The organism is Micromonospora sp. SH-82, assembly GCF_051132485.1.
Lineage (GTDB): Bacteria > Actinomycetota > Actinomycetes > Mycobacteriales > Micromonosporaceae > Micromonospora.
The window spans coordinates 3,364,263-3,376,949 of the sequence record NZ_CP148049.1 but is presented as its reverse complement, the minus strand read 5'-3'; the positions used below and the strand labels follow the sequence as shown (position 1 = coordinate 3,376,949).

Sequence of the window (12,687 nt, the reverse complement as noted above, 5' to 3'; positions counted from 1 at the left end):
TGACCCGTCACAGGAGGAGGTAGCCGAGCAGACCTTCCAGCCGCTGGCCCTCGCAGTTCGGATCGACGGAGTCGAAGTGTTCCCCGTTGCTGCGGACGAGGCACCGGTAGAACGCCCGGTTCGGGGCGGCCGGCGGGGCGCTGTAGGCGTACCCGATCTCCCCGATGTTGGACTTCCCCTCGCAGTTGAACTGGGGCGAGGTGAACCGGTCGGTGCCCGTCACGCACTGGAACAGTGGATGGGTGCCAGTGGCCCAGGTGGTGTGGATCTGCCCGAGCACGAACTCGGCTGCGTAGCCCGCGCCCGGGTGGAACACCGAGGACATGTGGTCCTTCTTCGACCCCCAGTACCTGGTGAGCGGCGCGGTCTCGGCGAGCAGCAGGCGGGGTGACGAGTCGCTGCCCGATCCGATGCTTGCGGCCGTGTCCGGACGTGCCACATCTCGTACGTCTTCCGTGGCCGCCGCCGGTGCCGCCACTCCCATCGCCATGATGGTCGCCGCGACCGTCGACACGACCCGACCCGCCACACGTCGCACCAAACGAGAATCCATGACTTCGAATTCTTGAGATTAAAATGAGGCTTGTCAATGCCTGTCGAGTGCACGCAGCGAGTACGACAAGGCCCAGCGCGACCAGCTACCGGGGGCGCCACCGGGCGGGATCGTCGTGGCCGTCGACCAGCCGGATCGACGCCGCCAGCTTCAGCACGTCCCTTCCTCCCACCGCCTCGTGGGCCTGTCGGGTCAGGACGCCGAACTCCACCACACACGCGGCGCACCCGGGAAGCTGCGCCACCCGGTAGAGCCCCGGTCTGCTCTTACTCCGCCAGTCGGTCGCGGTGGCGGACCGGCCGGACACGGTGACGTCCTCGGTGAGGTTGCTCCTGCCGCTCGCAAGGTCCTCGGTGGTGAGGCCGACCACGATGTCCGGCCTGTTGTGGTCCTGGTTCGACCGGAGCAGGTACTGGGAGGAGGCCCTCAGCGGCCCGTCCTCGGCCCATTCCAGGCGCGCACCGCCGAGCACGGCACCGTCGGGCAGCCCCCCGGCCGTGAACGGCAGAGCCAGCGGTGCCGCCTCCCAGCGGATACCCTCGACCACCCGCCGGAGAATCTCGTCATGTCGGTCGACGCCGTTGAGCGTCAACCGCATCCACGCGTTCCGGGCGTACTCCCAGGACAGCACCCGACCCTCGTTCTGGAAGGCCGGGCGACCGCGCACCGGCGCGACCGCATCACCCGGGACCCGCCATCCGTGCTCCTCGTCGTACTCCCGGTCGTAACGGTGCACGTCGACGTCGCGGGCCGCCATCATGACCTCGACCCACCAGCCCTGGTCGGCTGCGGCCCGGTCACCCTCCTCCGTGGCCGGTGCACCGTCGGGTAGCCCCCTCACCGTGACGGTGTGCATGTCGGGCTCGGTCACATAGGTGGCCTCACGGACGGGGCCGGGCAGGAAGTCGAGGCGGATCAGTTGCTGTCCGGGGTCGAACCGGACGGGCACGGAACGAGGCGGGCCGCCCGAGGCGTCGTCCGCCTCCGGCGGCGCCTGCCTGGTGAACCACACGGTCACGCCCGCCACCATGGCCACCACGACCGCCACGGCCCCCAGGATCAGGACCCTGTTCCTGCGCCCGCCCTCCGGCGGTGCACCGCCCCCGGACGCGGACGAGACCTCACCCGCTTCACCCACCGCGGACCACCTCCCGCCACCACGCACCGATCGACGGCGCGACCCGGGGAGTGTACGACCATGCAGGCCTCACCGGTGGGACTCGCCCCGTACGCCCGCCACGCCGACCAGACTCCGTGAGGCCGGTCTCCTGCCAGCCGGATCCCGACGAGCACACCGTCGGGATCCTGTGGCGACGGACGGGTCAACGAGGCTCAGACCAGGATGCAGGCGATCCGGTCCTCACGAGAGCCCTCGGCCATCAATCATCATCCCCCGATAGACAAGACGATCGACCGAGGGCTGTCGTCATGATCAGCCAAGGTCACCAACAGCCACCACAGGTTGAAGGCCGAGCTAGCAGCTCGCCTCGTAGATTCCCCGACCTCGCGGCAGGATCGTGCCGACGTACTCGTCCGTCTCGGTGGCGTACGCGGCGACGCTCTTCAGTGGATCACCGATACCGGGGACGTCGACCCGGTAGCACTTCTTCACACTGCAGGAATTGCGGACGGTGACAGTTCGCCACACGCCATTCGTGCCCCAGCTCACGGAGTGCACGCACGCGGCACTGACAGTGGCGACATCCTCGTCGGAACGGACGTTCGCCGATGCGGGCACTGCGAAGGCCAGTGGGGCCACCAACACGATCGACAACAGCACACCTGCATGCTTGGCCCTGGAACGCAACCTCACCGAAACCTCCTACGTGTCGGAGAAACAACTGCCGCAACCTGTTCCGTGCACCAATCCTCGGACGTCACCGTCGGCCTGTCGTTAGCGCCCAGCGCACAGTCGTAGCCACTCAGCGCACATCGATGGATCACTCGTTACGCTGGGAGCGCATCGATGGAAGGGCGGGGGCCATGATCAATGTGTTCGACGGTGCAACGATCGCCGCCCGGGAACGTCTGGACGCCTGGCGGCACGTCACGGCCGCTTCGCTGATACCGACGGCGCTCGACAGCCCCGTCCCCGAGGCGTTCACCGCCCACCTGCGGGTCATGCCGCTCGGCGACGCACAAGTGGCCTCCATGGCCTACACCTCGTTGTCGTCGCGGCGGTCCTCGAAGGAGATCCGGAAGTCGGACCCGGAGCACTACCAGATCGCTCTCATCCGGGCGGGCAGCCAGGGAATCGAGCAGAACGACACCAGCACCGTGCTCCGCAGCGGGGACCTCGTCATCTATGACAGCTCCAGACCCTTCGAGGCGGTCGTCAGCGCGACCTCACCGGCGGAGACCGTGATCCTGCAGTTTCCCAAGAGGACACTTCCGCTGCCCGTGGATCAGGTGGCCGGCCTCTTCGCCACGTCGCTGCTCCCCGAGTCGGATGGCATCGGCCGTCTCCTGTCCACCTTCCTCACCTCGCTGGCCGACGGCCGGGCCCCATGCACCGAGAGCGATGCGCTACGCCTGGAGACCATCGTGGTGGACCTGACCACCGCCGTGCTCGCCCACCACCTGGAACGCAGGAACCCGCCGCTGCGCTCCGCCACGCACACCCTCTACCTGCGCGTCATCGCCTTCATCGAGGACAACCTGCACCACCCGCAGCTGCGTCCCCCCACCGTCGCCGCCGCCCACCGGATCTCCCTGCGTTACCTGCACCGCATCTTCCAGCTGCACCACCCGGACAGCGTCGCCACCCACATCCGTACCCGCCGCCTCGACCGGGCCCGCCGCGACCTGGCCGACCCTCGCCTCAACCACCTGACCATCGCCACCATCGCCCGCCGCTGGGGCTTCACCCGTCCTGCGGAGTTCAGCCGCGCCTTCCACCGCCACACCGGCGCCCCACCCCGCGACTACCGCGACACCACCTGGCACACGGACGCCCCGCAGGGGCGGGCTTGATCCGGAACATCACTCGAATCGCCGGATAGCGCCCTGCCCGCGTCGGCGGCGGCGGTGTCGTCGCTGGTCAAGGTCGGTCACGGCGAGGTCCGCGCCGCACCGGTTGCGGCACCGCCCCGGCATCCGGGCGGCGGCCGTTGCGCCACGCGTTCGCACCGTGACACGATCTCGCCCACGAGATCGTCATCGATCGATCGGGGAGGTGAACCATGGCACGGAAGCTGCGTTACGCGGCGGCCCGTCTGACCGGCCGCACGCGGGTCAGCGGGCGCTACCCGTACTGGTTCTACAACTACCAGTGATCCGTACCCGTCACCACGTCCGTCAGCGACCGTAGGCGACACGCGCACAGGATCCCGGCCCCGGGGTCCTGTGTTCCTCTTCCCGGGAGAGCGGATGGCAGACGGCGAACGACCCGGCCGACCGCCGGGCCCACGCGGGCAATGGCTGACCGGCAACACCACCGAGTACGACGCCGACCGGATCGGGTTCCTGCGCCGCTGCCACAGCGAGTACGGCGACGTCTTCTCCTTCGACGAACGGACCGTCTTCGTCGCCGACCCGGACGTGGCCCACGAGGTGCTCACCCGCACCAACGACAGCTTCGTCACCGAACTCGCCCCGTTCGGCGACCGACCCGACGTCGACCGGGCCGCCGAGGAGGCCGAGGCCTGGATGTCGGCCCGCCGTACCGTCTGGCCGGGGTTGAACCGGGCCGCCGCCGGCGCGGCCGACCTGCGTACCGTCGAGTTGTTCGACACGGTCACCGACGCCACCGCCGGCCGCGAGGTCGACGTCCTGACCGTGATGCGCGACTTCACCGCCCACGCCGTGGCGGACTACTGCTTCGGTGCGGACGCCGTCGGGATCCCCGTCCTGCTCGCCGAGAACCTCGACGCCACCGCCCCCTTCACCGCGACGTCGTTCCAGTTCCCCGCCTGGTTCCCCCTCCCCCGGCACCGCCGCTTCTTCAGGGTGCACCGGCGCACCGTCGAGACCCTGACCGGGATCGTCCGCCGTCGTCGGGCCGCCTCCGGGCCACCGGGGCGTGACCTGCTCGCTCTGCTGCTGGCGGTCGATCCGCCGCTGTCGGACCACACTGTGACGGCGACGCTGCGCGGCGTCCTGATGGGCGGCCACGGCATCCCCGCCGCCGCCCTGGTCTCCGTCGTCCGGGAACTCGCCCTGCGCCCCCGGCTCCTGGCCGACCTGCGCGCCGAGGCGGGCGGCCCGACCGACGGCGGTGCCCCGACCGACAGCGGTTGCCCGGTCGACGGCGACGCCCCGCCGACGGCGCGGCTCCCGCTGGCCGAGGCCGTGGTCCGGGAGGTGCTCCGGCTCTACCCGCCGGTCTGGCTGATGACCCGGACCGCCCACGCCGACGCCACCGTCGACGGGTGGTCGCTGCGCCCCGGGGACGAGGCGCTGCTGAACCCGTACCTGATCCAGCGGGACCCCCGGTGGTGGTCGCGGCCCGACGAGTTCGACCCCGGCCGGTGGGCGCCCGGCTGCCCGGTGCCGGGCCGGGCGTACCTGCCGTTCGGTGCCGGTCCCCGGGTCTGCCTGGGCTCGACGCTGGCGCTGCGGCAACTCACCCTCGCCACCTCCCGCCTGGCGCAACGGTTCACCCTCGACTCTCCGAACGCCACGACGGCGGCTCCGAGGTTCCTCGGCCGGCTCGCCCCGGCGGGTCTGCGCGCCCGCTTCGTTCCGCACGGCCAGGCCCGGACCGAGGGGGCTCCTCGACGGTGAGGACGAACGCGCCGGTGGCCGTGGTCGCGCCGACGTCGATCTCCAGGCGGGTGAGTCCGCGTCCCCACACGCCCACGAGCAGGGGGTCGTCGAGTGGGCGCGCGGTCACGGTGCCGGGGGCGGAGGCGGGCTGCCAGGTCAGCGTGAGGCGGCCGGCACCGTGCCTGGCGGTGATCTCCGCCCGGCCCGCGCCGACCTGCACGTCACCGGCGACGAGCAGGTGGACACGGGTCGGTGGGGCGGTGTCGGTCGGGGCGAGATCCCAGGAGTCGGTGACCACGATCCGTCCGCTGTCGCGCTCCAGCCGTGCGGTGCGCCGCCAGTGGCGTACGTCGGTGCGGGGATAGGCGGCGGCGATGTCCAGGGACAACTCGGCCCTGGTGGGGTCGACGACGGCCGCCAGGTCGCGGGCGCGGTGGGCGTGGCCGGGGGCCTGGGCGGTCCCCCGGATGTGGGGGACGTTGTGCCACTCGCTCTGCATCGTCCAGATGTCGTACCGGTCGGGTCCGAAGGTCTGCGCGGTGTAGGTGGGGCGACCGGCGTCGACGAGGACGGGTATGCCGTCGAGGGCGACGACGAATCCGCCGACGTCGTTGTGGTTGTGGTGTTCGCCGTTGTGCCCACCCTTGACCGCCAGGGTCAGGCCGGCGGTGCTGCCGTGCCGGGGGCGGGCCAGCAGGACCTGGGTGGAGGGAAGCCACACGTCACGGGGTAGCGGCGGTGTCCCGGGGGTGGCGTCGATCCATTCCCGGTGGGTCAGTGCGCGCAGGAGCCGGCCGAGCCCCTGGTCCTCGTCGGCCACGGGGGCGTCGCGGTTGCGGTGGGCGGCGGCGTGGGCCAGGGCGTCCCGGTCGCCGACGCGTCGGGCGGCCCGGTACAGGGCGTCCCAGGGTGGGGTGGCCGGTGGCCGCGCCGTCCCGTCACCGTGGTTGAGATACCAGGCACCGCCGAGGTGCATGCGATGCGGAAAGGCGACGGTGTGCCGCAGGGCCTCGCCCGGTACGCCGTCGAGCCGCCCGCCGCTGGCGTGGGCGAGGATGTCGAGTGCCTCCAGTGCCCGGCATGCGCCCTGCCACCAGTATCCGTAGCCTTCGTCGACGGCACCGTCGGCCGGCAGGGAGGCGGCGTACCGGTCGAGGCCCTCGACGACGGAGGCGACGATCGCCGCCCGGCGGGGTGGGTCGTCGACCAGGCGCAGCGCGGCGACGAGGACGTTGCCGTGGATCCACGCACTCCAGTTGTGGACGTCGCCGTCGAGGCCGAGCCAGTGCCAGTCCCGGCGGTCGGTGAACGGGGTCAGCACGCGCCGGTCGACTTCGTGTCGGATGCGCGGGCGCAGGCCCGGGACGTGTTCGTCGAGTGGCCGGCCGAGCAGGTGGTCGATCCAGGTGAGCTGCGCGGCGACCTCGCCCGCGCCGAGGTCGAGGTACGGATCGGTCACCGTCGGCAGCACGGCGCCGTGGCGGGTGTGGGTGTCGTCGTGGGCGGGCCAGCACCAGGAACTCTGCTCGCACAGCGACACGACGCCGTCGACCACCTCGTCGAGCCAGTCCGGGTCGAGGGTCGCGGCGGCGAGGACGCCGGCCCGGGTCAGCCGCCGCTGGCGGGCGAAGACCAGCTGTTCGTAGGTGTCGCGGTCGCCGTCGCGGAAGTACCTGGCGTAGTGCCGGGCCGGCAGCGAGGGCCAGGGTCCACCCAGGTCCTCTTCGGCGTGGGCGCGTAGCCGCCGCAGGGTGGGCGGGTCCAGCCGCGACTCGGCCCAGGTGGTCCGGTCCTGCGCCGGGGGTACGGGCAGCGACGTCTCGGGGGGCTGGAGGACCTGTTCGAGCAGGGCGGGTCCGACACCCGGCCAGGCGACGGCGAGCGGACCGGTGAAGCGGTCGGTGGCGGTCATGGGTCCTCGGTGTACGGCAACGCGGACATGAACCACGGCGACCGTACCAGGATCGATGTCGATCGTTAACACATCGATCCACGGCAGTCGGGTCCGACCGGGAGCCGCACCCGGTATCCGACCGGCGTCATGTTCCCGTCCCGACGGACATTCCCAGTTCGCAGCGGTGGCGGATGAACGTTCGTGATCGAACGTGTCCGCCTGCGTTCACTCATGGCATTGACACGTATCGTTGTGAACGTTTTACTTCGGAAACCCCGCCGCGCCCTGTCCGACACAGAGCCGGCGACGTCTTCCGTTCGCCCACTCCCCGAGGTGGGCCGAGGCGACAGGACCGCCGATGATGTCCGGCACACCGAGGGACCCCGCCCCCACCACGGCGGTCCCGCCCACCGCTGCGACGTGGAGCCGCCTCGACTGGCTGGCCCTCGCCGACCGGCTGCTCGCCGCCGCCCGGACGCACGCCTCACCGGGGCACGCCCTCGTCACCTTCCCCGGCCCACCGGGTGGCTACGGGCGAGCCGTCGACGGGCTGGAGGGATTCGCCCGGACGTTCCTGCTGGCCGGCTTCCGGATCGCCGGTGCGCAGGGCAAGGGTGTCGACGAACTCGTCGACCGGTACGCGGCCGGGATCACCGCCGGCACCGACCCGAACTCGCCGGAGCGGTGGGTCCGACTGGACGAGCACCCCCAGGCGAAGGTGGAGGCCGCCTCGCTGGCCCTGATCCTCGACCTGACCCGGCCGTGGCTCTGGGACCGGCTGCCCCCCGCCGTGCAGGAGCGCGTGGTGCGCTACCTCGCCCCGGCCGTCGGCGACGACACGTACCCGAGGATCAACTGGGTCTGGTTCCGCCTGCTCGTGCAGACGTTCCTACGGTCGGTGGGAGGGCCGTACTCGCTGGGCGAGATGGCCGAGGACCTCGCCACCCACGACAGCCTGGTACGCCCCGACGGCTGGATGTCCGACGGCCCCGAACGCGCCTACGACCACTACGTCGGATGGGCGCTGCACCTGTACCCGACGCTGTGGGCGAGGATGTCCGGCGCCGACGACCTCGCCGCCGGCCGACGGGACACCGATCGCGCGAACCTCGACCGGTTCCTGCGTGACGCGATAGCCCTCGTCGGCGGCGACGGATCACCCCTGATCCAGGGACGGAGCCTGATCTACCGGTTCGCCGCCGCGGCCCCGTTCTGGGTCGGCGTCGTCGCCGGGGTGCCGTCTGTCGACCTCGGGCGGCTTCGCCGGGCCGCCACGCAGACCGTACGCCACTTCGTCACCCGCGGCGCTCCGGACGCGGACGGGCTGCTCACCCTCGGCTGGCACCGCCCGTGGCCACGGCTGGCCCAGCACTACTCCGGACCTGGATCCCCCTACTGGGCGAGCAAGGGACTGCTCGGCATCGCCCTGCCCGACGACCATCCGGTGTGGCGGGTGCCGGAGCAGCCACTGCCGGTCGAGGAGCACGACGCCGTCCGGGCCGTACGCGCCCCGGGCTGGCTGGTCTCCGCCACCCGCTCCGACGGGATCGTCCGGGTGGTCAACCACGGCACCGACCACGCGACAGAGGGCACCGCCGTCGGAGACTCCCCCCTCTACACCCGGCTCGGCTACTCGACGGCGACCAGCCCGGTGCTCGACGAGTCCGGCTGGGTGACCCCACTCGACCAGTCGGTCACCCTGGTCGACGACGCCGGTCGTGCCACCCACCGCGCCGGCATGCGCCTGGTGACACAGCGGGTCGGCGGGGACGGCGTCGGCGTCGCCGGGTCGCGTACCCTCGCCCACTGGCTCGACCCGGACCCCGACCAGCGCGACCACGGCAGCGGGCGCGGTGGCCGGTCGCGGCCGGCCGGTCACCTCACCGTCTACTCGGTGGTCCGCGGCCCCTGGGAGCTGCGCCTGGCCCGCGTCGAGGACCTCGCCGAGGGCGTCGACCCGACCGGTCTACGGCTGGTCGTCGGCGGGTGGCCGGTGCCGGACGGGGTGGCCACCACCGAGGGCGGCGGCGGGCTCCGCGTGACCGGGGCGGGCGTGACCAGCCGGATCGACGACGTCATCGGCACCGGCAGCCCCGGCACCACGTCGGTCGCCGACGCCGGGCCGCTGGGCGGCGGGGCGTCGACGGTGCCGTGGCTGGCGTACCCGGTCCGGACCGGCACCTGGACCGCCTCCCTCGTCGAACTGTCCGGCGGTGCCGGGTCCGCGCGACGGCGGGCGTGCCGGGCCGTGCCCGACACCGCCGGTGCGCAGCTGACTGTGCGGTGGCCGGACGGACTCGACACCACCGTCCGCCTCGACGCGGACCCGACCACACCGACCGGCCGACCTGACACCACCGGCCCCGAATCCGAGGAGCAGGCATGAAACGCGCGACGTCAGCCGTCGTCAGCGCCGCGATGGCGTTGACGCTCGTCCTCGCCGGTTGCGGCGGCGAGGACGAACCAGTCGACCCCGACGCCCCGGTCACCATCACCCTGGCGGGGTGGAGTCTGGCCTCCACACCGGAGTTCAAGACCCTCGCCGACGGGTTCACGGCGACCCACCCCGACGTGACGATCGAACTCAAGGAGTACGACGCCACGAACTACGACACCCAGATGATCGCCGACCTCGCCGCCGGCACCGCCCCGGACGTGTACGTGTTGAAGAACCTGAAGAACTTCGCCACCTACCAGAGCGGCGGCCAGCTCCTCGACGTCTCCGACGCCGGATCCGCCCTCGGTTCCCTGCCCGCGCTGGCCCCCTACCAGGTCGACGGCACCACCTACGCGATCCCGTACCGGCAGGACTCCTGGGTGCTGTACTACAACAAGGAGCTGTTCGACGAGGCGAAGGTGGCCCACCCGGACGGAAGCTGGACCTGGGACGACTACGCCGTCGCGGCCAAGCAGCTCACCGCCGGGCTGAAGGCCGCCGGATCCACTGCGACCGGCGCCTACCAACACGTCTGGCAGTCCACGGCGCAGGGCTTCGCGCTCGCCCAGACCCCCGGCGCCGACCTGCTCTCCGGCGACTTCTCCTACCTCAAGCCGTACTACCAGCGGTCGCTCGACCTCCAGGCCGCCGGCGCCCAACCGACCTTCGGCACCGCGAACACCAACAAGCTCACCTACCAGGCGCAGTTCGGCAAGCAGCAGTCGGCGATGCTGCTCATGGGCACCTGGTACGTGGCCACGTTGCTCAACCAGCGCGGCACCGGCGACGCCGACACCTTCGAGTGGGGCATCGCCCCCGCCCCGCAGTACGACAGGTCCACCGCCGGCACCGGCGCCACACCTGTCACCTTCGGTGACCCGACCGGCATGGGGATCAACCCGAAGATCAAGAAGTCGAAGGTCGCCGCCGCCCAGGAGTTCCTCGCGTACGTCGCCGGTGAGGACGCCGGCAAGGCGCTGGCGGGTATCGGCATCACCCCCGCCCGGGTCTCCGCCCCGATCACCGAGACGCTGTTCGCCCTCGACGGCGTACCCGGGGACGACCTGTCGAAGTTCGCGTACGGCACCCACGACATCCGTCCGGAGAACCCGGTCTCGCCGCACACCGCCGGCGTGCAGAACGTGCTCAACGACCTGCACTCGGCGGTCATGTCCGACAGCGAGGGCCTCGACGAGGCCGTCACCCAGGCCCAGACCCGTGCCAGGAACGAGGGCCACACCCGGTGACCCCCGGTACTGTCGGTCGCGGCCGGGGGCGGCTCCGGTCGACGGGGTCGCGCCCCGGACGCAACCGCCTGGTATGGCGCAACACCCTCGCGGGCTGGTCGTTCATCCTGCCCAACTTCGTCGGGTTCGCCCTGCTCACGCTGGTGCCGGTGGTGGCGCTGGGCTACCTGGCCTTCACCGACTGGAACGTGTTCGGGGTGGCCCGGTGGACCGGGAGCGCGAACTTCCGGCGGATGTGGGAGGACGCGAGCTTCTGGACCGCCCTGCGCAACACCCTCTACTACACCGCCTTCCACATCCCGCTGACCATGGCCGCGGCCCTCGGCCTGGCGCTGCTGCTCAACCGCAGGCTCCGCGGTGTCGGGTTCTTCCGGACCGCCGCCTTCTTCCCGTACATCACGTCGGTGGTGGCGATCGCCGTCGTGTGGAACCAGTTGTTCAGCCCGGAGTACGGGCCGGTCAACGCGTTCCTGCGGGCTGTCGGTGTCGACAGTCCGCCCGGCTGGACGACGTCGGCGGACTGGTCGATGCCGGCGGTCGTCATCGTCGGGACGTGGCGCGAGACGGGCTACTACATGCTGCTGTTCCTGGCCGGCCTGCAGACCATCCCCGCCCAGCTGTACGAGGCCGCCAGGATCGACGGCGCGAGCGCGTGGCAGCGGCTGCGGCACGTCACCGTCCCCGGGCTGCGGCCCACCACGTTCTTCGTCGTCGTGATGCTGACCATCGGCAGCTTCAAGGTCTTCGACCTCATCCTCGTGATGACCGAGGGCGGCCCGGGCCAGTCCACGCTGGTGCTGTCGCAGTACATCTACCAGAAGGGCTTCGTCGAGAACCAGTTCGGTTACGCCTCGGCGGTCTCCGTCGTGTTGTTCGCGATCTGCTTCGGGGTCACGGCCGTCCAGTTCTGGGTCAACAACCGGAGGGAGAGCCGATGACCGCGACCCGCCGCACCCCGTCACCCGTACCCGTCGCCACCACCGGGCCGGTCCGGTCCGCACCCGGTCGGCGGTCCGCACCCGGTCGGCGGTTCGCCTCCGGTCGGCGGGTCGCCGGATACCTCGCCCTCGTCGTCGCGGTGGCCGTCCTGCTGCTGCCGTTCTACTGGATGGTGATGTCGTCGTTGAAGACCGACAGCGAGGTCTTCACCATCCCGATCCAGTGGTTCCCGGACACCCTCGTGTGGCGCAACTACGTCGACATCTGGCAACGGTCGGAGATGACGACGTGGCTGAGGAACACCCTGCTGCTGTCGGTGCTCGTCACCCTGCTCCAGGTGTTCACCGGCAGCTTCGCCGCGTACGGCTTCGCCCGGATCCGGTTCCCGGGCCGCAACCTGCTCTTCCTGGCCTACATCGGCACCATCGCCGTCCCGTGGCAGTCGTACATGATCCCGCAGTTCATCCTCATGTCCGAGCTGCGCCTGTCGAACACCCTGTGGGCGATCGTCGCACTCCAGGCGTTCGGCGCGTTCGGGGTGTTCCTGATGAAGCAGTTCTACGAGACGATCCCCGAGGAACTCAGCGAGTCGGCACGGGTGGACGGCCTCTCCGAGTTCGGCATCTACCGGCGGATCATGCTGCCGCTGTCCCGCCCGGCGCTGGCGAGCCTGACCCTGCTCACCTTCGTCACCACCTGGAACGACTACCTCGGTCCGCTGATCTACCTGCGCAGTCCCGACCTGCGCACCGTCCAGCTGGGGCTGCGCACGTTCATCTCGCAGTACAACGCCGAGTACGCGCTGATCATGACCGGGTCGGTCCTGTCGGTCCTGCCCGTCGCTGTCATCTTCCTGCTCGGGCAACGGCACTTCGTCGAGGGCATCGCCACCACCGGGCTGAAGGGCTGA

General features: G+C 71.1%; 9 protein-coding genes and 1 pseudogene. 6 read left to right on the top strand and 4 right to left on the bottom strand.

Annotated features, from left to right (window positions below):
* Window positions 1-7: 7 nt before the first annotated feature.
* From WHN02_RS15455 to WHN02_RS15445, 3 genes are all read right to left on the bottom strand, one after another.
* On the bottom strand, window positions 8-538 hold the full coding sequence (locus tag WHN02_RS15455; RefSeq protein WP_434739441.1) for a hypothetical protein: 531 nt from the start codon (window positions 536-538) through the stop codon (window positions 8-10).
* A 100-nt stretch (window positions 539-638) separates the two neighbouring features.
* Window positions 639-1,691 (bottom strand): hypothetical protein, encoded by a 1,053-nt coding sequence (locus WHN02_RS15450; RefSeq protein ID WP_434739440.1) that lies wholly within the window; start codon window positions 1,689-1,691, stop codon window positions 639-641.
* Window positions 1,692-2,027: 336 nt separating this feature from the next.
* Entirely contained in the window at window positions 2,028-2,333 is a 306-nt protein-coding gene (locus tag WHN02_RS15445; protein WP_434739439.1) for a hypothetical protein, read from the bottom strand.
* Window positions 2,334-2,536: 203 nt separating this feature from the next.
* On the opposite strand from WHN02_RS15445, the gene WHN02_RS15440 reads away from it, so the two are divergent.
* Both WHN02_RS15440 and WHN02_RS15435 read left to right on the top strand, forming a co-directional pair.
* On the top strand, window positions 2,537-3,526 hold the full coding sequence (locus tag WHN02_RS15440; protein ID WP_434739438.1) for a helix-turn-helix domain-containing protein: 990 nt from the start codon (window positions 2,537-2,539) through the stop codon (window positions 3,524-3,526).
* Between the two features lie 396 nt (window positions 3,527-3,922).
* Window positions 3,923-5,116: pseudogene (locus WHN02_RS15435) on the top strand (cytochrome P450); the annotation flags it as partial.
* A gap of 34 nt (window positions 5,117-5,150) precedes the next feature.
* Here WHN02_RS15435 and WHN02_RS15430 read toward each other — a convergent pair.
* Window positions 5,151-7,172, bottom strand: a complete 2,022-nt coding sequence (locus WHN02_RS15430; RefSeq protein WP_434739437.1) for a heparinase II/III domain-containing protein — start codon at window positions 7,170-7,172, stop codon at window positions 5,151-5,153.
* Between the two features lie 340 nt (window positions 7,173-7,512).
* Here WHN02_RS15430 and WHN02_RS15425 point away from each other — a divergent pair, with 340 nt between their 5' ends.
* The 4 genes from WHN02_RS15425 to WHN02_RS15410 are packed head-to-tail and all read left to right on the top strand — an operon-like array spanning window position 7,513 to window position 12,687.
* Entirely contained in the window at window positions 7,513-9,540 is a 2,028-nt protein-coding gene (locus tag WHN02_RS15425; protein WP_434739436.1) for a DUF2264 domain-containing protein, read from the top strand.
* Window positions 9,537-10,838, top strand: a complete 1,302-nt coding sequence (locus WHN02_RS15420) for an ABC transporter substrate-binding protein (protein ID WP_434739435.1) — start codon at window positions 9,537-9,539, stop codon at window positions 10,836-10,838. Before WHN02_RS15425 ends, WHN02_RS15420 begins: the two co-directional genes overlap by 4 nt.
* Window positions 10,835-11,776 carry a carbohydrate ABC transporter permease gene (locus WHN02_RS15415; RefSeq protein WP_434739434.1) on the top strand — a complete coding sequence of 314 codons (942 nt, stop codon included), beginning with the start codon at window positions 10,835-10,837 and terminating at the stop codon, window positions 11,774-11,776. The genes WHN02_RS15420 and WHN02_RS15415 overlap by 4 nt, the downstream gene beginning before the upstream one ends.
* On the top strand, window positions 11,773-12,687 hold the full coding sequence (locus tag WHN02_RS15410) for a carbohydrate ABC transporter permease (protein ID WP_434739433.1): 915 nt from the start codon (window positions 11,773-11,775) through the stop codon (window positions 12,685-12,687). Before WHN02_RS15415 ends, WHN02_RS15410 begins: the two co-directional genes overlap by 4 nt.

What these genes read in the sequence shown, in the direction of transcription:
- WHN02_RS15410 (WP_434739433.1), top strand. Translation starts at nt 11,773, where the DNA reads ATGACCGCGACCCGCCGCACCCCGTCACCCGTACCCGTCGCCACCACC.
- WHN02_RS15430 (WP_434739437.1), bottom strand. Translation starts at nt 7,172, where the DNA reads ATGACCGCCACCGACCGCTTCACCGGTCCGCTCGCCGTCGCCTGGCCG.
- WHN02_RS15425 (WP_434739436.1), top strand. Translation starts at nt 7,513, where the DNA reads ATGATGTCCGGCACACCGAGGGACCCCGCCCCCACCACGGCGGTCCCG.
- WHN02_RS15440 (WP_434739438.1), top strand. Translation starts at nt 2,537, where the DNA reads ATGATCAATGTGTTCGACGGTGCAACGATCGCCGCCCGGGAACGTCTG.
- WHN02_RS15420 (WP_434739435.1), top strand. Translation starts at nt 9,537, where the DNA reads ATGAAACGCGCGACGTCAGCCGTCGTCAGCGCCGCGATGGCGTTGACG.